This window comes from Solimonas flava DSM 18980 (genome assembly GCF_000426685.1).
Classification (GTDB): Bacteria; Pseudomonadota; Gammaproteobacteria; order Nevskiales; family Nevskiaceae; genus Solimonas; species Solimonas flava.
The window spans coordinates 116,960-138,613 of the sequence record NZ_AUFV01000001.1; the positions used below are offsets into that span (position 1 = coordinate 116,960).

Here is a 21,654-nt window from a genome sequence, read left to right on the forward strand (position 1 = left end):
GAAAGCGCTTTCGAATCAGCTTGTTGAACTTCGACGCAGAGGGTGCCGGGCGTGCTGACTGCCAGTCCGTTGCTGACATTGGCAGTGCGCTGGCGCCGCTCTGGCAGTACGGGACGTTCTCAGCCGAAGTGAAAGGCGATGCGGAACTCGCGGCCGGCGGCGGCCGGCGGCGGCGGGAACGGCGCGGCGCGGCGCACCGTGCGCAACGCCAGACGGTCGAGCAGGCCGTTGCCGCTCGACTGCAGCAGTTCGAGCGCGACGAGCCGGCCGTCGGCATCGAGCGTGAAGCCGACCAGGGCTTCGCCCTGCAGGGCCGTGCCGGTCGGCCGGGCCGCGGCGATCTGCGTCCACAGGGCCTGCACGTAAGCCGCGGCGACGCGGGCATCGTCGACCGCTGCCACGGCCTGCGTATCGGCTGCAGTCGCTGCTTCCGCTGCTGCCGGCGCGCGCAGTGATGGCGAACGCGTGAGGTCCGGCGTGGCGGCGGTCGACGCCGCTGCGGAAGGCGCGGGCTCCGGATGCGCAGGGGAAGCGGCGGGTTTCACGGCCGACGCGCGCGGCGCCGCGCGGGGCACCGGGGCCGCGGGTCGGGGTTCGGGACGAGCCGTCGGCGGCGGTGCGGCGACCGCCGGCAGCAGGCGCACGCTGACCGCGCCGGGCGCCGCCGCCGGCGGCGGCGACGGTCCGGCGTGCAGCAAGGCGGCGATCACCACGAGGTGCAGCAGCGCGGTGAGGCCGGCGCCGGCGAGCCGGCGCGCGCGCCGCGGATCGCGGGGCACGCCGGCCTCGCGATCGTCCGCGGCGCGCGGCGCGGCCTGCATCAGAAGCTCAGCCCCAGGCCGAGATTCAGCGAGCGGCCGCGGCCCGGCACCGGGCGCAGCTCGCCGGTCGCCTTGTAGTCGCCGATCGACTGGCCGCCGAGCGGCGCGGCGTAGGCGCGGTCGAGGACGTTGTCGACGCCGAAGTCGACGTGGTAGCGCTGCCAGCGATAGCGCGTGCCGAGGTTGAGCAGCGCGTAGCCGCCGGTCTGCGGTTCCTGGCGCGTCGCATCGACGCGCGTCTTGGCGTCGACCAGCACCAGCTCGACCTGGCTGTCCCAGCTGCCGAGCGCGTGCAGCAGCGCGAGCCGACCGTTGAGCGGCATCTGGTGGTAGAGCGAACCGCCGTCATCCTTGTTGCGGCCGCGGCCCCAGGATGCGGTGGCCTTGAGCTGGGTGCGGCCGGCGGCCGGCGTGTCCCAGAGCTGCAGCGCGCCGGCGAGATCGAGCCCGTACAGCTCGGCGTCGTGGTTGGCGAACTGCAGCTGCACGAAGCCGTTCGACAGATCGGCGAGCTTGTCGGCGTCGATGTAGTCGTGCACGAGGCTGTAGTACGGCGTGACGCTGACGGTCCACGGCTGCGCGAGGCCGCCGCTGTGGCGCAGCGTCGCGCTGACGGTGTCGGCGGCTTCCGGATCGAGATCGAGATTGCCGACGTAGCCGTTGCCGTCGCCGTACCAGCCGATCATGCGGCTCGACATCGAGCCGCGGCCCCAGGCGTAGCGCTCGTAGAGGTTCGGCGAGCGCGTCTTGTGCGCGTAGCCGAACTCGATCGCGGTCGCCGCCGAGGCCTGGTAGCGGGCCAGCAGGGTCGCGTCGAAGTGGGTGTCGGTCTTCTTGTGATCGGCGGCGTTGAACGCAGCGGCCGCGGCGATGTCGGCGGCGCTCATCATGCCGGTCGTCGCGTACGGCTGCACGTCGCCGGTATTCATCCAGACCATGTCGTTACGGACGCCGGCGAGCGTCGACCAGCGCTCGTTCCAGCGTGCCTCCCACTCGACGAAGGTGCCGAGCCGGGTGCGGTGTCCGCCGTTGACGTTGATGTAGGTGTCCGGGCCCATCATCATGCTGCCGGCGACCGGCGGCCAGTAGTCGTTGAGGCTCTGGCGCTGCAGTTCGTTGCCGATGCGCAGCGTGTCGCCGCCGTCGAGCAGCACATCGGCCTTGACGAGGTAGCCGGCGCCGCGCACGCGGGTGTCCATCGGCATGCCGCCGCTGGCGGTGCCGCCCTTGTCGTCGAGGAAGTTCATCTTGTGCTCGGTGTCGCGGTAGTAGCCGCGCGCCTCGACATCGCCCCAGTCGAACACGCCGCGGTAGCGCGCGCTGCCCTGCGCCGAGCGGTTGAAAGTCATGTCCATGTACTGGTTCGGAAAGCCCTCGTACGGCGAGTGCTGCAGATTGCCGGCCAGCTCGAACAGACCCAGATCGTTCTGCGTCGCCAGCTTCAGCGTCTGATCGTATTTCTCGTATTCGGTCGAGCGCACCAGCCCGTCGTCGCCGCCGCCGTCGTAATGGCGCGAGCGCGTGCCCGAGCCGCTGTAGCCGAGGTGGTAGCGCTCGCTGGCCAGCGTCGCGGCGAGCGCGCCGCCGAAGGCGTCGCCGTTGCTGCGGTAGAAGCTGTTCAGCGAGCCGTCGAACAGCGTCGCGCCGGCGGCGGCGAAGCGCGGTGCGGCGCTGTCGACGACGATCGTGCCGCCGAGGCTGTCGCCGCCGAGGCTGACCGGCGTGATGCCGGCGATGACCTGCACGCGGCTCAGCGTCTGCGGATCGCTGTACGACAGCGGCGGGTTCATGTGATTGGGACAGGCGTTGTCGATCGGCAGGCCGTCGACGACGACCTTCACGCGGTCGTCGGCGAGGCCGTGCAGCGCCGGCAGGCTGGCCACGCCGCCGCCGCCGTAGGCGCTGACGCCGGGCAGGCCCTGCAGCAGTTCGGCGACGTCGCTGCTGCGCGAGCGCTGGCGTTCGAGCTCGGCCGTCGTCAGCGTGGCGCTCGCCAGCGGTGCGTCGCGCAGCGCCCGGGCGGCGGATTCGACGGCGACGGCCGGCAGTTCGGTCGCGGTGGCCGCCGGCGCTGCGGCGGTCTGGGCGAACGCCGGCGCGGCGAACAGCGAGGCGGCGAGGGCGATCAGGTGGCGGCGCGGGGTCGCCGGTTCGGAATGATGCAGTGACATGTTTCGTTCTCTCGATGCAGCGTGGCGTCGGGTGGACGCGAGGCGCGGCGCAGGATGCGATGCGCGGGTGTCGCTCGGTGACGGCGGGTTCAGAACGAAAACGGGGGGCCGCGCAGCTGCGGCAGATGTACGAGCCGGACCGCCGGCGCGCGCGCGAGCGGCGCGACCTCGGGGACCGGATGACGCTGCGACGGCAGATGGAAGGCCGGGACCGTCGGCGTGGCGTGGTGGACGGCATGCAGGACGCCGCACCAGGCGCAGTCGCCGCCGTCATGCGCCGGGGCCCGCGCGGCGCCGCGCGTCGCGCTCGCCCGAGCGTCCGGCGTGGCCCGATCCACGCCGCAGAACGCGTAGAGACGCGGATCGGCGAGCCGCTCGGCGCGCAGTCCGCTGTAGAGCTGCGGCAGCAGCAGCTGGCCGAGCAGCGCCGTCAGCGCAAGCAGCAGCGCCAGCGGACGATGGCGGCGGATCGCGCTCATCGGGCGTCGGCGAGACCGAGGAAGCGTCGCGTCGCGCCGAGCCGTCGCAGCAGCAGCGCTTCGAGCAGCCGGACGGCGAGCATCGAGGCGCCGAGCAGCGGGAACAGCAGCGCGAATATCAGCGCCAGCGCGATCAGGCCCGGCGCGACGCGCGTGCCGGATGGCGGCGGCGCGCCGAGCACGCCGGCCGGCCGGCGCTGCCACCACAGGGTTGCGGCGCTGACGCTCAGCATCGCGAGGCCGAGCGCGGTGAGCAGGCCGAGCAGCTGGTTCGGCCAGCCGAACAGCTGGCCCTCGTGCGCGGCGACGCCGGTGCCGACGATGCGGTCGAGCAGCGGCCGCTCGTGAAAGTCGACGCGCCGCACGATCGTGCCGCGCTCGCCGTCGAGCGTCAGATTGACGCGCTGCGGACGGTTCGCCGCGTCCGAGCGCGCCGTCCACGACGCCGCGGCCCGCGACGGCGGCGCGATCAGTACCGGCGGCGCGAGCCGCAGCGATGCGACCGGCGCGACCAGGCGATCGAGTTCGGCGTAGGCCGCCCCCGCCGTGCCCTGCAGCGCCTGCGGGCCGGACGCCGCCATCGCGTGGCCTTCATGGCCGGCCGGCGGGGTATTGGCGGCGAGGTTGCGCGCGCGCTCTTCGGCACGGCTCGTGGTCCAGTCCTGCTCGACCACGGCGCCGTCGCCGAGCGCGCGCAGCGCCTTGAGGTAGCCGCCCCAGAAGTTCGCCCACGGCAGGCCGCTGAGCAGCAGGAACAGCGCGAAGGCCGAGACCCACAGGCCGGTGACGGCATGCAGGTCGCGCCAGAACGTGCGGCCGCCGGCGCCGAGCCGCGGATAGACGATGCCGGCGAGTCCGCGCGCTGCGCGCGGCCACCACAGGTACAGGCCGGTCGCGAGCATGACGATCGCCCAGCACGCCGCCAGCTCGACGAGCCACGAACCGCGCGGCCCGAGCATCAGCTCGCCGTGCAGACGGAAGACCTGGCGCATGAAACGGTCCTCCTCGCGAATCGCGCCGAGCACCTGCGCGGTCTGCGGATGCACGTAGACGCGCGTCAGCTCGCTGCCGCGGCCGACCAGCACGCGCACCGCGGATTGCGGCGTGCGCGGCAGTTCGTAGGCGTTCAGCGTCGCGTCCGGCACCGCGGCCAGCGCCGCGGCGACCTGTTCGCGCGGCGCAGCCGGCGCGCCGTCGACCGCGAGGTTCTCGTAGCCGCGTTCGAGACGGGCCTCGATCTGCGGCTTGAACAGGTAGATCGCACCGGTCGCGGCCAGCCACAGCACGAACGGCAGGCAGAACAGCCCGGCATAGAAGTGCCAGCGCCAGATCGTGCGGTGCGCGGCGGCGCGGCGCGGCGTCGCGGATGCCCGGGATTCCATTGCCGAGGTCTCCATCAGAAGCGCACGCGAATGCCGCCGTAGTAGGTGCGCGGCGTGCCGGCGTAGATCGAGCCGCCGGCCAGCGACAGCAGGTCGGCGCCGTTCTGTTCGCCGGTCGCCGCATCGAGACTGTTCGACAGATTGCCGGCCGAGCCGATGTAGGTCTTGTCGAACAGGTTCTGCACGGCGAGGTACAGGCCGAAGCGCGAGGCCCCGCCGCCGGTGCCCGGCCGGTCGTAGTGCAGGTTCAGGTTCATCAGCTCGTAGTCCGGGGCCTTCAGCAGGTTGGCGTTGTCGAGGTAGAAGTCATCGCGCCAGTGGTATTCCAGATACGCGCCGAGGCCCTGCAGCGCGCCGCGCTGCTGTTCGTAACCGAGCCGCGCACTGAGCACCTGCGGCTGGATGCCGGGGATCTTGTTGCCGTCGCGCTTGAACACCTTGCTGTAGCTGCCGGCGCTGAGCCGCTCGTCGTAGTCGCGGTAGATCTGGTCGTCGTAGGTGTAGGCGGCGCTCAGGTACAGGCCCGGCAACGCCCGCGGCAGCGGCTGCGCGTGCAGGCCCAGCTCGACGCCGCGGTGCTCGGAGCGCGGCGCGTTGAAGGTATAGCTCTGCAGGCTGACGCCGGCCGACTGCGAGACCAGCTCGTCGCGGAACAATTCGTAGAAGCCGGACAGGCTGATGCGCAGGATTTCGCCGAGCCGCCATTCGGCGCCGAGATCGAGGCCGTAGTTGCGCTGCGAATCGAGCTTCGTGTTGTTGCCGGCGACGCCGGCCGGCGTCACGAACAGATTGCCGAGCTGCGGCGTGCCGTAGCCGGCGGCGAGGCGCGCGTGCAGCGTCCACGCCTCGTCCGGCGCGTACTGCAGCGCCAGTTCCGGCGCGAGGTTGTGGAACTCGCGCCGCGCGTCGATGCGCTGCAGCGTCGGCGTGGCGTCGGCGGTGTAGCGGTAGCTGGTGCTGAGCCCTTCGATCTGCGTGTACTCGCCGCCGAGCCCGAGCACGGCGCTCCAGCGCGCAGCGAAGCGGATCTGCTCGCGCAGGCGCAGGCCGGCGTTGAGATGATGGCCGTTGACCGACTGCGTCAGGCCGCCGCGCGTGGCGTGGCCGTCCGGCATCACGTTGTAGACGGAGGAGTTGAGTTCCTCGTAGTTGTAGAACAGGCCGCCGGCCGTCTCGGCGTCGGCGCCGAACAGCGTGTGGCGGCGCGTCAGATCGCTGCGCAGATTGAACGACGGATAGGTGCCGTCGTACGACTGCGCGCTGGTCGGCTGCTTGATGTCGCGGTTGTCGAAGACCAGCTGGGTCCGCCACGCGGTACGCGCGTCGACGGCGTGCTCCCAGCGCGCGCCGGCGATCGTGCGGCGGTCGTGACGGCCGAGGCCGGCGGCGGCCGCGCTCGTCGCCTGGCGCGCGCCGGTGTAGCCGTTGACGAGCAGGTTCACCGAGGCGCAGCCGTCCGCCGCGAGCTCGCCGCAGCCGCGCTGGTACGGATTGAGCCGGTACTGGTTCAGCGACAGGCGCAGCGAGAGGTCGGCGTCGAGTTCGTTGTCGATGAACTTGAAGACCAGCCGGTCGCGGGCGGTCGCCTGCCAGACGGCGGAGAGGTTCGCCGTCGTCGTCAGATAGTCGGTGTGCGCAGTCGCCGAGCGGCCGCGGACGTTGCTGACGAAGGCCGCGTAGTCGAGCGCGTCGAGCCGGTCGCCGGCCAGCGCGTAGACGTTGAGCGTGCCGTAGCTGCCGGCGTCGAGGCCGGCTTCGACGCCGCCGATCTCGCTGCCGCGGCGGCTGTGGAAGTCGATCGCGCCGCCGGTCGCGTAATTGCCGAACCAGGCCGACGAGGGGCCGCGCACCACGTCGATCGCGCCGTAGGCATGCGGATCGCTGAGGTCGGTGCGCGCCAGGCCGTCCGGCTGGGTGACGTCGAAGCCGTCCTCGAAGACCTTGATGTTGCGTACGCCATAGGTCTGGCGGTTGTTCGAACCGCGCACCGAGATCGACACGTCGCGCGGGCCGTTGCCGGGCTGGAAGCTGACGCCCGGGCTCATCGCCAGCACTTCGGCGATGTTCAGCGCCGGCACGTGCGCGAAGTCCTCGCGCGTCAGTGTCGTCGCGCTCTGCGCCGGCGCGGGATCGCTGCTGCGGCCGGTGACGACGACGGTTTCGATGCCGTCGCCGCGCGCCGGCGCATCGGCCGTCGCGGCGCGATCGCCGTCGGCGCCGGTCGGGGCCTGCAGCGCGCGCAGTTCGCGCTCGATGGCATCGCGCTGGCGCAGCAGTTCGGCGCGGCGCGCCTCGGCGGCGGCAGCGCCGGAGGCGGCGTCGGACGTGGAGACGGCGGCGTTTTGCGCCAGTGCGGCCGCCGGCAGCGCGGCCATGGTGAAACCGAACGCGGCCAGCGCCGCGCGTGCGTACGACATGAAGACTCTCCCTGGGAAGCGGACAAGACGCGCCGCCCGGCAATGCCGGTGGCGGAGGCGGGCTTCAGGCGAGAGCGGGAGGACCGGTGGCGTGCGGCTGCGGGCAGGGTGTCGCCGGCCGATCGCAGGACGTCCGCGCCGGCGGCGACGGCGTGCGGGTCGGCACGTCGAGGGCGATGGCGGGTGGCGGCGGCAGCGCCGCCATCGCCGCCATCGCGAACGCGCAGGACTTGCCGGGTTCGATCGTCGCGCCGCCGTCGGGCAGGGCGTGGTCGCCGCCGCGCACGGCCTGCGCTGCGCCGCCGCTGCAGAAGATCAGGCCGTAGCGGTCGGGTGCGGCGGCGTCGCGGCCGAGCATGAAGCCCTGCGGCAACAGGCCGTGGCCCAGCATCGCGGCGAGCGCGAGCCAGAGCATCAGGCAGTTGCGGCGGAGACGGGCGATCAAGGCGACGGCGATCGAATGGCGGACTGGGGCGCGATGCTATCAACTCCGGCCGCCGGCATCACGCGGCGGCGCGCGCTCAGGCCGCGGCCAGCTCGCGCAGCAGCGCCTGGGCGGCGCCGGAGACGGTGCGCCGCTCGTGCCAGACGACGCCGAGCTCGCGGTGCATCTTCAGCTCCGGAATCGGCAGCGGCCGGATCGTGTCGTCGATCATCGATTCCGGCAGCACGCTCCAGCCGAGGCCGATGCCGACCAGCATCTTCAGCGTCTCCAGATAATTGGTCGACAGGCGGATGCGCGGCTTCAGGCCGTGGCGCTCCAACTCGCGGGTGGCGATGCGCCGCGTGTAAGTCTGTTCGTCCGGGAACACCGCCGGCAGCGCCGCGAGCTCGGCGAGCGGTACGCGGCGGCGGCCGAGCAGCGGGTGGCCGGCGGCGATGACGACGACCAGCGGGTCCGGCCAGACGACGCGCTGTTCGAGCTGCGGCAGCGGCACGGTCGGCAAGGTGACGATGCCGAGTTCCAGCTTGCCGGCCAGCACCGCCTCGCAGGCGACTTCCGAATCCATGAAGTGAATGTCGAGGTCGACGTTCGGATACTGCTGCGTGTAGGCGCGCAGCACCGGCGGCAGGCGATGCAGGCCGATGTGATGGCTGGTGCCGATCGACAGGCGGCCGCCGACTTCCTCGTGCAGTTTCGACAGCGCGCGCTTGCCGTCCTCGATGTCCTGCAGGGTCTTCTTCGCATACGGCAGCAGCGTGCGGCCGGCGTCGGTCAGGGTGACGCGGCGGCCGACGCGGTCGAACAGGGCATGGCCGATCTGCGCTTCGAGCGCGGTGATGCGCTTGCTGATCGCCGGCTGCGACAGATGCAGGGTTTCGGCGGCCTGGGTGAACGAGCCGCCGTCGGCGACTTCGACGAAGGCGGCGAGGAACTGGGTTTCCATCGGGGCTCCGGGCGGCGGGACCTTCGTATTCTATTGTGGAATGGACTGCATAAAAACGATTCATTGGAGTTATCGAAGCGGCGGACCTAGAATCGCCGCCGCCTGATGAGGGCTGCGTCCGCCGCGACGCCGCCCGACACGACTTACCGGAGAGCCACGATGACCGCAGCCAGCCCCCGCACCCTGTACGACAAGATCTGGGACGCCCACGTCGTCAAGGACCTCGGCGGCGGCTCGGCGCTGATCTACATCGACCGCCATCTGGTGCACGAAGTGACCAGCCCGCAAGCCTTCGACGGCCTGCGCCTGAACCATCGCCAGCCCTGGCGCCTGGGCGCCAACCTGGCGGTCGCCGACCACAACGTGCCGACCACGCCGGACCGCGCGCAGGGCATCAAGGACCCGATCTCGCGCGCCCAGGTCGATGCGCTCGACGCCAACTGCGCGGAGTACGGCATCACCGAATTCCGCATGAACGACCTGCGCCAGGGCATCGTCCACGTGATCGGCCCGGAGCAGGGCGCGACGCTGCCGGGCATGACCGTGGTCTGCGGCGATTCGCACACCTCGACGCACGGCGCGTTCGGCGCGCTGGCCTTCGGCATCGGCACCAGCGAGGTCGAGCATGCGCTGGCGACGCAGACGCTGGTGCTCAAGAAGGCCAAGACCATGCTGATCCGCGTCAGCGGTCACGTCGGCCCCGGCGTCACCGCCAAGGACATCACGCTGGCGATCATCGGCCGCATCGGCACCGCCGGCGGCACCGGACACGTCATCGAATACGCCGGCGAGGCGATCGAGGACCTGTCGATGGAAGGCCGCATGACCCTGTGCAACATGGCGATCGAGGGCGGTGCGCGCGCCGGCCTGGTCGCCGTCGACGACAAGACCATCGCCTATGTGAAGGGCCGGCCGTACGCGCCGAAGCCCGAGCACTGGGACGCGGCGGTCGCCGACTGGACGACGCTGAAGAGCGATCCGGGCGCGCGCTTCGACAGCGTGATCGAGATCGACGCCGCGTCGATCGAGCCGCAGGTCAGCTGGGGCACCTCGCCGGAAATGGTGCTGCCGGTCGGCGCCCGCGTGCCGGACCCGGCGCGCGAGGCCGATCCGGTCAAGCGCAACGGCATGGAAAAGGCGCTGGCCTACATGGGCCTGGCGGCCGGAACCAGGATCGAGCAGATCGCCATCGACAAGGTCTTCATCGGCTCGTGCACGAACTCGCGCATCGAAGACATGCGCGCCGCCGCGGCCGTCGTGAAGGGTCGCAAGAAGGCGGCGAACGTCAAGCTGGCGATGGTCGTGCCCGGTTCGGGTCTGGTGAAGCAGCAGGCCGAGGCCGAAGGGCTCGACCGGATCTTCGTCGAGGCCGGCTTCGAATGGCGCGAGCCGGGCTGCTCGATGTGCCTGGCGATGAACGCCGACCGTCTGGAGCCGGGCGAGCGCTGCGCGTCGACGTCCAACCGCAACTTCGAAGGCCGTCAGGGTGCCGGCGGTCGTACGCATCTGGTGTCGCCGGCGATGGCGGCCGCGGCGGGGATTGCCGGGCATTTCGTCGACGTCAGGACTTTGTCGTGATGGCAAGCGCTGCCTTGCATCGCCGGAGCACCGCCCCGGCCCGAGCGCCGGCGAGCGGGCCTTCGCCGGGCCAGGACCGCCACGGGCAGTCCTTGAAAACCCCGGCTCACCCAGCGATGGCCGCCGCCGCCATCGCCGGTCACTTTGTCGACGTGCGCTCGTTCTGAGCGGCGCACGGGGAGAATCAGAATGAAAGCTTTCACCGTCGTCAGCAGCAAGATCGCGCCGCTCGATCGTCCGAACGTCGATACCGACGCGATCATCCCGAAGCAGTACCTGAAGTCGATCCGCCGTACCGGCTTCGGCCCGTTCCTGTTCGACGACTGGCGCTATCTCGACGCCGGCGATCTGGAGATCGATCCGGCCACGCGCCGCGTCAATCCGGATTTCGTGCTGAACCAGCCCGCGCACAAGGGCGCGCAGATCCTGATCGCGCGCGACAACTTCGGCTGCGGCTCCTCGCGCGAGCACGCCGTGTGGGCGCTCGACGACTACGGCTTTCGCGCCGTGATCGCGCCGAGCTTCGCCGACATCTTCTTCTCGAACTGCTTCAAGAACGGCGTGCTGCCGGTCGTGCTGAAGGCCGAGGAAGTGCAGGCGATCTTCGACGGCGTCGCCAAGAATCCGGATGCGCAGTTCACGATCGATCTGCCGGCGCAGCAGGTGCGGCTGCCGTGCGGCAAGGCCTTCTCGTTCGAGATCGACGCCGGCCGCAAGCACAACCTGGTCAACGGTCTCGACGAGATCGGCCTGACCCTGCAGCAGGCGGACGCGATCCGCGCCTACGAGGCGCGCCGCCGCGGCGAAGCGCCGTGGCTGTTCCAGGCGTGAACGCCGTCGCCGCCGGTCAGGCCTGGGACGCCGGCGCCTACGCGCGTAACGGCCGTTTCGTCGCCGATCTGGCCGCCGATCTCGTCGACTGGCTGGCGCCGTCGCCGGGCGAGCGCGTGCTCGATCTCGGCTGCGGCGACGGCGCGCTGACCGAGCAGCTGGTCGAGCGCGGCGCCACGGTGGTCGGCGCCGACGCCAGCCCCGAACTGGTTGCGGCGGCGCGGGCGCGCGGCCTCGACGCGCGCGTGCTCGACGGTCAGGCGCTGCCGTTCGACGCCGAGTTCGACGCCGTGTTCTCGAACGCGGCGCTGCACTGGATGAAGCGCGATCCCGACGCGGTGCTGGCCGGCGTGGCGCGCGCGCTGAAGCCCGGCGGCCGCTTCGTCGCCGAGATGGGCGCGGCCGGCAACGTCGCCGCGATCCGCGGCGCCGTGCACGAGGCGATGGCGCGGCGCGGCCTCGACGCCACCGCCGCCGATCCCTGGTTCTTCCCGACGCTCGCCGACTATCGTCGCCGCCTGCAGGCGGCCGGTTTCGAAGTCGCCGGCATCGAGACCTTCGCGCGGCCGACGTTGCTGCCGGGCGACATCCGCGGCTGGCTGCAGACCTTCGCGCAGGCCTTTCTCGCTGCGGTGCCGGAGGCCGGGCGCGCGGCGCTGGTCGACGAGGTGCGCAGTGCACTGGCGCCACGGCTCGCCAACGCGGCGGGGCAGTGGACCGCCGACTACGTCCGGCTGCGTTTCATCGCCACGAAGAAGCGGCCGGCCTGAGGGCCGGTGCGCAGCCCCATCGATTTCACGAACGAAGACGACACGACAATGACGACGAAGAAGATCCTGATCCTGACCGGCGACGGCATCGGCCCCGAGATCATGGGCGAAGCGGTCAAGGTGCTCGAAGTGCTGAAGGCGGGCGGCGAGGCGATCGAATGGCGCTTCGGCCTGCTCGGCGGCGCCGCCTACGACGCCGAGGGCCATCCGTATCCGCCGAGCACGCAGAAGGCGGCGCGCGAGGCCGACGCGATCCTGCTCGCCGCGGTCGGCGGCCCGAAGTACGACGAACTGCCGCGTGAGCTGCGCCCGGAGCGCGGTCTGCTCGGCATCCGCAAGGATCTGAACCTGTTCGCCAACTTCCGTCCGGCGCTGGCCTTCGAGGAACTCGCCGAGGCGTCGTCGCTGAAGAAGGAAGTGATCGCCGGGCTCGACATCCTGATCCTGCGCGAGCTGACCGGCGACATTTACTTCGGCCAGCCGCGCGGCCGCCGCACCAATGCCGACGGCCAGCTCGAAGGCTACGACACCATGCACTACAGCGTGCCGGAGATCGAGCGCATCGCCCGCGTCGCCTTCGAGGCCGCGCGCAAGCGCCACAAGCGCGTCTGCTCGGTCGACAAGGAGAACGTGCTGGAGACCTCGCGCCTGTGGCGCGAGGTGGTGATCCGCATCGGCCGGGAGTATCCGGACGTCGAGCTGACGCACATGTACGTCGACAACGCGGCGATGCAGCTGCTCAAGCGGCCGAAGCAGTTCGACGTGATCGTCACCGGCAACATCTTCGGCGACATCCTCTCCGACGAAGCCTCGATGCTGGCCGGTTCGATCGGCATGCTGCCTTCGGCCTCGCTCGATGCGAACAACAAGGGCATGTACGAGCCGATCCACGGCAGCGCGCCGGACATCGCCGGCCAGAACAAGGCCAATCCGCTGGCGACGATCCTGTCGGTCGGCATGATGTTCCGCTACAGCTTCGGCCGCGGCGACGTCGCCGACCGCATCGACGCCGCCGTCAAGCAGGTGCTGCGCGACGGTTATCGCACCGGCGACATCGCCCAGCCGGGCGAAAAGGTGATCGGCACGCGCGAGATGGGCGACGCGGTGGTCGCGGCGCTGCAGCGCCTGGCCTGAGACGCGCGCGGCACGGCGCGCGAATGGTTTCCAACGCGGGGCGCCGGCGCCCCGCACACGAGATGTCCTGAAGGGTAGAGAGATGAAGAAGCTAGGTCTGGTCGGCTGGCGCGGCATGGTCGGCTCGGTGCTGATGCAGCGCATGCAGGAGGAGAACGACTTCGTTCACGTCGAGCCGCATTTCTTCAGCACGTCCGCGGTTGGCGGCGCGGGTCCGAAGATTGGCGGTCGCGACACGCCGGCGCTCAAGGACGCGAACAGCGTCGAGGCGCTGAAGGCGATGGACGTCATCATCACCTGCCAGGGCGGCGACTACACGAACGCGGTGTTCCCGAAGCTGCGCGCCGACGGCTGGGACGGCTACTGGATTGACGCCGCGTCGGCGCTGCGCATGGCCGACGATGCCGTCATCATTCTCGATCCGGTCAACCGCGCCGTGATCGACGCCGCGCTCGACAAGGGCGTGAAGAACTACATCGGCGGCAACTGCACGGTGTCGCTGATGCTGATGGCGGTCGGCGCGCTGTACGAAGCCGGCCTCGTCGAGTGGATGAGCGCGATGACCTACCAGGCGGCGTCCGGCGCCGGCGCGCAGAACATGCGCGAGCTGCTGGCGCAGATGGGCGTGCTCGAACGCACGGTCGCCGCCGAACTCGCCGCGCCGGCGTCGGCGATCCTCGACATCGACCGCAAGGTGGCCGCCGCGCAGCGCTCGGCCGATTTCCCGGTGCAGCACTTCGGCGTGCCGCTGGCAGGTTCGCTGATCCCGTACATCGACAAGCAGCTCGACAACGGCCAGTCCAAGGAAGAATGGAAGGGCCAGGCGGAGACCAACAAGATCCTCGGCCGCGAGGCCGACCCGATCCCGGTCGACGGTCTGTGCGTGCGCATCGGCGCGATGCGCTGCCACTCGCAGGCGCTGACCATCAAGCTCAGGCGCGATGTGCCGGTCGCCGAGATCGAGCAGATGATCCGCGCTCACAACGAATGGGTGCGCGTGGTGCCGAACACGCGCGAGGACTCGATGAAGGCGCTGACCCCGGTCGCCGTTACCGGCACGCTGAACGTCGCCGTCGGCCGCCTGCGCAAGCTCAACATGGGCCCGACCTATCTCGGCGCGTTCACCGTCGGCGACCAGCTGCTGTGGGGCGCCGCCGAGCCGCTGCGCCGCATGCTGCGCATCCTGCTCGAGCGCTGATCGTCGCGGCGCGGTCGCCCGCGGGCCTGTCGGCGCGATGTTAGCCGCGCCGACAGGCTCTAGAATGGCGCCCCTTCGCGCAGACCCGTCCGGCGTCTCGCCGGCGGGTCTTTTTTCGTTGGACGGCGCCTTGCACGCCGCGCGTCAGCCGGGTCGCCGGCGCGCGCCCGGTTCGCGCTACGCTGCAAGGCCGCCGTATGGATCGTTTACAGAGGAGACTGCATGTCGAAGCGGTATGAGATCGCGGTGATCGGCGCCGACAGCCCGATCGCCGAGGCGCTGCTGGAGCTGATGGCCGAGCGTCGCTTCCCGGCCGGCGAGACTTCGGCGCTGGTGCTCGATCCGGCCGCGGAGGCCGACGTCCGCTTCGCCGGGCAGGCGCTGCTGCTCGAAGACGCGCGCCAGTTCGATTTCACGCAGGTGCAGCTCGCGTTCCTCGCCGACGACGATCCGGAGCTGTCGGCGCAGGCCGAGCGCGCCGCCGATGCCGGCGTCGTCGTGATCGACGCCAGTGGCCAGGCCTGGCCGGATTCGGCGATCCCGGTCGTCGTGCCCGAGGTCAACCCGAAGGCGCTGGCCGCTTTCAACGAGCGCGGCATCGTGGCCTCGCCGGACCGCCTCAACGTCGCGCTGGCGCCGGCGCTCGCCGCGCTCGATGCCGCGTTCGGCCTGACGGCGGTGACGCTGACCGGGCTGATCGCCGCCTCCGACGGCGGCCGCGCCGCGCTGGAGGATCTCGCCCGCGAGACCACGGCGCTGCTCAACGCCCGTTTCTACGAGCGCCGCTATTACGCCCGGCAGATCGCCTTCAACGTGCTCGGCCAGGACGCCGACGCCGGCGTCGACGGCTATACCGAGCGCGAGCGTCGCATCGCCGATGAACTGCCGGGCCTGCTTGGCCGGCCGCGGCTTGCGGTGCAGGCGACGCTGGTGCAGGTCCCGGTGTTCTACGGCGACGCCGCCAGCATCGAGCTGCGCTTCGAGCGGCCGGTCGATCTCGAACTCGCGGCCGAGCGCCTGTCGGCGCTGCCCGGCTTCTCGCTCGAGGCTTCGCGCCTCGCCGAGGATGGCGCGACCCCGGTCACCGACGCGGCGATGAGCACCGACGTGCGCCTCGGCCGGCTGCGCGCGGTGCGCGGCGAGCCGCACGCGCTGGCGCTGTGGCTGACCGCCGATAACATCCGCCGCTGCAGTGCCTTGAATGCATTGGCGAATGCCGAAATCGTCGTCCGTGACTATTTATAAATCATCATGTATAAAAGGGCTTATATGCTTTATTTAAGCCGCAGCATGAAATCCGATGCGGCGCTCGCGACGGGTCCAAGGGGGGCTTGGAGGGCTATGAAGCGCATCGTGAAGCCTGCGGCGGCCATCGTCGCCGGACTGTGGCTGTCGTCGGCGGCCGCGCTGGGCCTGGGCGACATCGAGGTGCGTTCGCACCTGAACCAGCATTTCAGCGCCTCGATTCCGCTGACCTCGGTCAGCACCGAGGAGGCGGGCGACCTGCGCGTGACGCTGGCCAGCGTCGACGATTTCGCCCGCGCCGGTCTCGACCGCAACGCCTATCTGTCGACGCTGCGCTTCGCCGTGCGCACCGACGGTCCGGCGCGCATCGAGATCAGCAGCGCGCAGCCCGCGCGCGAGCCGTATCTGCAGTTGCTGCTGGAGATTCGCGGCGGCGGCAGCCGCATCCTGCGCCAGTACACGGTGCTGCTCGATCCGCCGGGCATGGCGGCGAGCGTCGCCCCGGCGCCGGTGGCGCCGGTGGCGCCGGCCGCCGAAGCCAGGCCGACGATCGTGTTCGAGGAGCCGGTGCGTCCGGCCCCGCGCACCCAGGCGCCGCGCGCCCAGGCACCGGCGGCAGCCAGCGCCGCGCCGTCCGCCGCAGCCGAAACCGGCATGGCCGGCGCCGGCGAGCTGTACGGTCCGGTCAAGCCGGCCGAGACGCTGTGGAGCATCGCCACGCGCATGCGGCCGAGTCCCGACATCACCATGGATCAGGTGCTGCTGGCGATCTACAACAGCAATCCGCGCGCGTTCGAGGGCGGCCTCAATGGTCTGCTCAAGGGTGCGATGCTGCGCGTGCCGAGCGCCGCCGACATGACGGCGACCGGCGCCGCCGACGCCAAGGCCGAGGTCGCGCGCCTGCGCGCGCTGCCGGCCGGCGCCGCCGCTCGCCGCGCTGCGCCGCGGCCGCGGCGTCCGCAGATCGAACCGGCGCAGATCGCGCCGCCGCCGGCCGTGACCCCGGCCGCCGAAGCGCCGGCCGCGCCGGTCCCCGAAGCCGCCGCGCCGGCCGCCGCGGCGCCCGAGCCAGTACCGGCACCGGCACCGACGACCGCCGAAGCGACGGGCGACGCGTCGCCGTCATCCGCCGCCGCACCGGCCGCCGCCGGCGCTGAAGCCGCGGCCGAGAGCGCCGCGCCGGCCCCGGACGCGAGCCCGGCCCCGGCAGCGAGCGAACCGAGTGCCGCGCCGGCGCCGAAGCCGGCGAATCCGCCCGCGCCGGCTGCGCGCGCTGACGAAGGCGGCTTGCTGGAAAGCCTGCTGATCCCGCTGGTGCTCGGCCTGCTCGCGCTGGGCGGTATCGGCTATCTCTACACGCGCTGGAAGCAGCGCCGCGACGCCAGGACCGCGCCGGCGCCGCTCGCGCCCGAGATGCGCGACATGCGCTCGCGGCCCTCGGCCGGCAAGATGGCCGCAGCCGGCGTCGCCGCCGTGGCTGCCGCCGAGCCGGTCGCCGAGGCGGCGGACAAGCTCAGCGCGCGCGAGGAGCTGGAACGCCTGCAGGAAAGCCTCGACAAGGCGCCGGAAGCGGCGGTGGCCGCGCCCGCCGCTGCGCCGCCGTCGGGCACGGCGCCCACCGCAGCCGCCGACGCGAACCTGCCGCCGGTCGATTTCGACCTGACCGGGCAGTTCGCGACGCAGACGGTGCAGATCGATCTCGATGCCAACGATCCGGTGTCGGAAGCCGATTTCCATCTGGCCTACGGGCTTTACGATGAAGCTGCGCTGCTGCTGCGTCAGGCGGCTGAGAAGGAGCCGGAGCGCCTCGACATCGGCCTCAAGCTGGCCGAGACCTACTTCGCCGCCGGCAAGGCCGAGGATTTCGAGCAGACCGCCGCGGCGCTGAAGGATCGCGTGCCGCCCGCCGAGTGGCAGAAGCTGGCGATCATGGGACGGCAGATCGCGCCCGATTCGGCCTTGTTCGCCGACGGCGCGGACGCCGATGCGCCGCTCGAGACCGATCTCGATTTCAGCTTCGATACGCCGCTGGAAACGCCGGATGCCGCGGCCGAGCCGACGCCGACGACGGGCGCGCGCGCCGCGAGCGAGGAACCGCTGGAATTCCGCCTCGAAGATCTCGAGCTGTCGTCGCTGGACGCCGGCAAGCTCGACGAGCCGGCGCCGAAGCCGGCCGAGACGGTCGAGTTCGACCTCGGTGAGTTCGATCTCGATCCCGCGCCGGCGACGGCGCCCGCGGTCGAGCCGGCTCCGGCCACGGCCGACGCCGGCAACAGCGTCGAGTTCGACCTCGGCGCCTTCGATGTCGAGGCGCCGGCCGCGCCCGCGGCCGCTCCGGCTGCAGCGGCCGACACGGCGGCAACCGCCGAGTTCCGTCTCGATGAGTTCGATTTCGACGCAGTGCCGACCGATTCCGGCGAGATTTCCGGCGACGAGGCCGGCACCAAGCTCGATCTGGCGCGGGCCTACGTCGACATGGGCGACAACGAAATGGCGCGCGGCCTGCTGAACGAGGTGCTGCAGCAGGGCAACGACACGCAGCAGCAGGAAGCGCGCAGCCTGCTCGGCCGGCTCGGCTGATGCGCGCAGTGCGCTGACAGGTCCGGGCGCGTGGCGCGCTACGCGGCCGGCGTCGAGTATCTCGGCACGGCCTACTCGGGCTGGCAGGCGCTGACCGGCCTGCACACGATCCAGGCCGAGCTCGAACGCGCGCTCGGCCGCGTCGCCGACCATCCGCTGACGGTGACCGCGGCCGGCCGTACCGATGCCGGCGTGCACGCGATGCAGCAGGTCGTGCACTTCGACAGCGATGCCGCGCGCAGCGACTACGCCTGGCTGCTCGGGGCCAACAGCAATCTTGCCGCCGACGTCAGCCTGCGCTGGGTGCAGGCGGTGCCGTCCGGCTTTCACGCCCGCCACAGCGCCGTCGAGCGTTCGTACCGCTACGTGATCCACAACCGGCGCGCGCGCAGCGCGCTGCTCGGCGGCCGCGCCGCGCACTGGCCGCGGCCGCTCGATGCCGCGGCGATGCACGAGGCCGCGCAGGCGCTGATCGGCGAACTCGACTTCAGCTCGTTTCGCGATTCGCAGTGCCAGTCGCCGACGCCGATGCGCAACGTGCGCCGCATCGAGGTGCAGCGGCGCGACGATTTCGTCGTGCTCGACATCGCCGGCAACGCCTTCCTGCACCACATGGTGCGCAACATCACCGGCACCCTGGTCGAGGTCGGACTCGGCAAACAGCCGGTCGTCTGGGTCGCGCAGGTGCTCGCCGCACGCGACCGCACGAAAGCCGGCATGACGGCGCCGGCCGAAGGGCTCTATTTCGTAGGGCCGCGATATCCGGCAGAATTCGCGCTCCCGAAACCGCCGCAGCCGTGGTTCCCCGGAGCGTAAGTGTCGCGCGGCGGCGCCACCGCCCCTCGCCCGCACAGCGGCAGAGGGGAGGACCGTTCGCGGAGCGAATGGTGGGGTGAGGGCCGCGCAGCGGTCGTGAAGCAACGAACAAGGTTCCAGTGTCCCGCATCCGCATCAAGTTCTGTGGTCTGCGCCGTCTCCGCGACGTCGAGGCCGCCGTGGCGCTGGGCGTCGATGCGATCGGCCTGATCCTGGTGCCGGCGAGCCCGCGCGCCGTCGACTTCGCGCTCGCCGCGCGCCTGCGCGCCAGCCTGCCGCCGTTCGTCAGCAGCGTGCTGCTGTTCAAGGACCCGGATGCCAGCTACGTGCAGGACGCGATCGACGCGGTCCGTCCCGACCTGCTGCAGTTCCACGGCAACGAGTCGCCGGCGTTCTGCGCGAGCTTCGGCATGCCGTACCTGAAGGCGATCGCGATGGGCGGCAAGGTTTCGTTGCGCGGCGCGGCGCGGCGTTACCGCAGCGCCGCGGCGCTGCTGCTCGACGGTCATGCGCCGGGCGGACTCGGCGGACGCGGCGAGGCCTTCGACTGGGCGGCGGTGCCGAAGATCAACAAGCCGCTGGTGCTCGCCGGCGGCCTCAACGCCGGCAACGTCGGCCGCGGCATCGCCATGCTCGCGCCGTACGCGGTCGACGTCTCCAGCGGGATTGAGCGCAAGCCGGGCGTCAAGGACGAGGCGAAGATGGGCGCCTTCGTCGACGCCGTGCGGCGCGCCGAAAAGAAACTGCAAGCGGTGAAACGATGAGTTACGACTTTCCGGACAAGAAGGGGCACTTCGGCCCGTATGGCGGCCAGTTCGTCGCCGAGACGCTGATGGAGCCGCTGCGCGAGCTCGAAGCGGCTTATCTGCGGCTCAAGGACGATCCGGCCTTTCTCGCCGAGTTCGATGCCGATCTGCGCGACTACGTCGGCCGGCCGTCGCCGCTGTATCCGGCCCGACGCCTGACGCAGCGCTGGGGCGGGGCGGAGATCTGGCTCAAGCGCGAGGACCTGAACCACACCGGCGCGCACAAGATCAACAACACGATCGGCCAGGCGCTGCTCGCCAAGCATCTCGGCAAGAAGCGCATCATCGCCGAGACCGGCGCCGGCCAGCACGGCGTGGCCAGCGCCACGATCGCCGCGCGCCTCGGTCTGCAGTGCGTCGTCTACATGGGCGCCGAGGACGTGCAGCGCCAGTCGCCGAACGTGTTCCGCATGAAGCTGCTCGGCGCCGAGGTGCGTCCGGTGCACAGCGGCACGAAGACGCTCAAGGACGCGATGAACGAGGCGCTGCGCGACTGGGTGACCAACGTCGACGACACCTTCTACGTGATCGGCACCGTCGCCGGCCCGCATCCGTATCCGATGCTGGTGCGCGACTTCCAGGCGGTGATCGGCCGCGAGGTGATCGTGCAGAGCCAGGAGAAGTTCGGCGGCCTGCCGGACGCGCTGGTCGCCTGCGTCGGCGGCGGCTCGAATGCGATCGGCCTGTTCCACCCGTTCATCGCGCACGAGAACGTGGCGATGTACGGCGTCGAGGCCGGCGGCCGCGGCGTCGACACCCCGGACCACGCCGCGCCGCTGACGGCCGGCCGGCCGGGCATCCTGCACGGCAACCGCACCTACATCATGGCCGACGAGAACGGCCAGATCCTCGGCACGCATTCGATCTCCGCCGGCCTCGACTATCCGGGCGTCGGTCCGGAGCACTCGTGGCTCAAGGACAGCGGTCGCGTCAGCTACGTCTCGGCGACCGATGACGAGGCGCTCGCCGCGTTCCACGAGCTGACGCGCGCCGAGGGCATCATCCCGGCGCTCGAGTCCTCGCACGCCATCGCCTACGCCAAGAAGCTCGCGCCGCGGCTCGGCGCCGGCAAGCGCATCGTCGTCAACCTGTCGGGCCGCGGCGACAAGGACATCTTCACGATCGCCAGGCTCGAGGGCATCACGCTGACATGAGGTCGCCGCGCGCCGCGCTCGTCTGCGTGCTGGCGACGCTGGCCGCCTGCGCCGGCCCGGCGCCGCGACCGGCGCCGGGCGCGGCCGCCACGCCGGCGGCCCCGGTGCAGGCATCGGTACCGGCCGCGGCCGTCGCCGCGCCTGCGCCGGCGCCGCGCTATCCGCTGACGCCGGCTCGCGACAAGCTCGCCGGCGAACTGAACCGCATTGCCGTCGTGCTGGCGCGCGATCCGGCGCTCGGCGCCCGCCTGATGGGCGCGCCCGGCACTTCGCAGACCGCCCGCAAGTACGCGTCCGCGTGGTTCGCGCTGCTCGGCGATCCGGCTTTCGCGCGCGACTTCGTGCAAGGCATGAGCGACGAGGAGGTCGCCGGCTTCGGTCAGGGCGACTCGCGCCAGCTCGGCTACGCGATCGGCCGGCGCCTGATGCATGACCGTACGCGCACCGCCAGCGACGCGCTCAAGGTGCGCATGCTGTCGGCGTTCCGGCCGGTGTTCGCCAACGCCACGCCGGCCGAATGCGACGCGATCATGAGCGACGCCAAGGCCCCGCTCTATTTCACGATGCTCGATCGCCTGCCGGCGGCCGCGCAGGACGAATTCGTCGCCGTGCTGATGGCGGCGGCGAGCGACGACGGCGCCGCCTCGCCGCCGCTCGGCGACGACGACCGGCTGCTGGTGCAGATCGCCGTGCGCCAGTTCGTCGTCGAGCAGAGTCCGGCCGAGCAGGAACGCCTGCGCAAGGCCTTCGCCGAGCCCGGCTCGCCGGACCGCTGCTGGGCCGTCGCACGCATCATCGACGCGCTCGACGCCGGCGGCCCGGAGCTGCGCCGCCTCGGCGCGAAGCTGGTGTTCGAAAAAGGCTTCGGGACGTGATCCCGGATT

The 21,654-nt window shown here is 71.3% G+C and carries 18 protein-coding genes; 11 read left to right on the top strand and 7 right to left on the bottom strand.

What is annotated here, in order from left to right; translation table 11 throughout:
* Window positions 1-119 precede the first annotated feature (119 nt).
* From K343_RS23775 to K343_RS0100565, 7 genes are all read right to left on the bottom strand, one after another.
* Window positions 120-821, bottom strand: coding sequence for an energy transducer TonB (locus K343_RS23775; RefSeq protein ID WP_084615566.1), 702 nt, complete (start codon window positions 819-821; stop codon window positions 120-122).
* On the bottom strand, window positions 821-2,992 hold the full coding sequence (locus K343_RS0100540; RefSeq protein WP_028006416.1) for a TonB-dependent receptor: 2,172 nt from the start codon (window positions 2,990-2,992) through the stop codon (window positions 821-823). Before K343_RS0100540 ends, K343_RS23775 begins: the two co-directional genes overlap by 1 nt.
* A gap of 89 nt (window positions 2,993-3,081) precedes the next feature.
* A complete protein-coding gene (locus K343_RS0100545; protein WP_028006417.1) occupies window positions 3,082-3,471 on the bottom strand; it encodes a DUF2946 family protein in 390 nt (129 codons plus the stop codon).
* On the bottom strand, window positions 3,468-4,853 hold the full coding sequence (locus K343_RS0100550; protein WP_028006418.1) for a PepSY-associated TM helix domain-containing protein: 1,386 nt from the start codon (window positions 4,851-4,853) through the stop codon (window positions 3,468-3,470). The genes K343_RS0100545 and K343_RS0100550 overlap by 4 nt, the downstream gene beginning before the upstream one ends.
* A 14-nt stretch (window positions 4,854-4,867) precedes the next feature.
* Entirely contained in the window at window positions 4,868-7,270 is a 2,403-nt protein-coding gene (locus tag K343_RS0100555; protein WP_051277795.1) for a TonB-dependent receptor family protein, read from the bottom strand.
* 64 nt (window positions 7,271-7,334) lie between these two features.
* Complete coding sequence (locus K343_RS0100560; RefSeq protein WP_028006420.1) at window positions 7,335-7,715, bottom strand: hypothetical protein; 381 nt, start codon at window positions 7,713-7,715, stop codon at window positions 7,335-7,337.
* 76 nt (window positions 7,716-7,791) lie between these two features.
* Window positions 7,792-8,658 carry a LysR family transcriptional regulator gene (locus K343_RS0100565; RefSeq protein WP_028006421.1) on the bottom strand — a complete coding sequence of 289 codons (867 nt, stop codon included), beginning with the start codon at window positions 8,656-8,658 and terminating at the stop codon, window positions 7,792-7,794.
* A gap of 159 nt (window positions 8,659-8,817) precedes the next feature.
* On the opposite strand from K343_RS0100565, the gene leuC reads away from it, so the two are divergent.
* The 11 genes from leuC (at window position 8,818) to K343_RS0100620 (ending at window position 21,645) form a co-directional block, all read left to right on the top strand.
* Window positions 8,818-10,236 (top strand): 3-isopropylmalate dehydratase large subunit, encoded by a 1,419-nt coding sequence (gene leuC / locus K343_RS0100570; protein ID WP_028006422.1) that lies wholly within the window; start codon window positions 8,818-8,820, stop codon window positions 10,234-10,236.
* Between the two features lie 189 nt (window positions 10,237-10,425).
* Window positions 10,426-11,067 (top strand): 3-isopropylmalate dehydratase small subunit, encoded by a 642-nt coding sequence (gene leuD, locus K343_RS0100575; RefSeq protein ID WP_028006423.1) that lies wholly within the window; start codon window positions 10,426-10,428, stop codon window positions 11,065-11,067.
* Complete coding sequence (locus K343_RS0100580) at window positions 11,049-11,837, top strand: class I SAM-dependent methyltransferase (RefSeq protein ID WP_245585084.1); 789 nt, start codon at window positions 11,049-11,051, stop codon at window positions 11,835-11,837. The genes leuD and K343_RS0100580 overlap by 19 nt, the downstream gene beginning before the upstream one ends.
* A gap of 48 nt (window positions 11,838-11,885) precedes the next feature.
* On the top strand, window positions 11,886-12,971 hold the full coding sequence (leuB, locus tag K343_RS0100585) for a 3-isopropylmalate dehydrogenase (RefSeq protein WP_028006425.1): 1,086 nt from the start codon (window positions 11,886-11,888) through the stop codon (window positions 12,969-12,971).
* 82 nt (window positions 12,972-13,053) lie between these two features.
* Complete coding sequence (gene asd / locus K343_RS0100590; protein WP_028006426.1) at window positions 13,054-14,169, top strand: aspartate-semialdehyde dehydrogenase; 1,116 nt, start codon at window positions 13,054-13,056, stop codon at window positions 14,167-14,169.
* Between the two features lie 222 nt (window positions 14,170-14,391).
* Entirely contained in the window at window positions 14,392-15,414 is a 1,023-nt protein-coding gene (locus K343_RS0100595) for an Asd/ArgC dimerization domain-containing protein (protein ID WP_028006427.1), read from the top strand.
* Between the two features lie 96 nt (window positions 15,415-15,510).
* Window positions 15,511-17,994, top strand: coding sequence for a motility hub landmark protein FimV (locus tag K343_RS23065; RefSeq protein WP_028006428.1), 2,484 nt, complete (start codon window positions 15,511-15,513; stop codon window positions 17,992-17,994).
* 30 nt (window positions 17,995-18,024) lie between these two features.
* Window positions 18,025-18,810: a tRNA pseudouridine(38-40) synthase TruA gene (gene truA, locus K343_RS0100605; protein ID WP_028006429.1), complete on the top strand. Its 786-nt coding sequence runs from the start codon at window positions 18,025-18,027 to the stop codon at window positions 18,808-18,810.
* 119 nt (window positions 18,811-18,929) lie between these two features.
* On the top strand, window positions 18,930-19,574 hold the full coding sequence (locus K343_RS0100610; RefSeq protein WP_043111794.1) for a phosphoribosylanthranilate isomerase: 645 nt from the start codon (window positions 18,930-18,932) through the stop codon (window positions 19,572-19,574).
* Window positions 19,571-20,770 carry a tryptophan synthase subunit beta gene (gene trpB / locus K343_RS0100615; RefSeq protein ID WP_028006431.1) on the top strand — a complete coding sequence of 400 codons (1,200 nt, stop codon included), beginning with the start codon at window positions 19,571-19,573 and terminating at the stop codon, window positions 20,768-20,770. Before K343_RS0100610 ends, trpB begins: the two co-directional genes overlap by 4 nt.
* A complete protein-coding gene (locus K343_RS0100620; protein ID WP_028006432.1) occupies window positions 20,767-21,645 on the top strand; it encodes a hypothetical protein in 879 nt (292 codons plus the stop codon). The genes trpB and K343_RS0100620 overlap by 4 nt, the downstream gene beginning before the upstream one ends.
* Window positions 21,646-21,654: the final 9 nt, after the last annotated feature.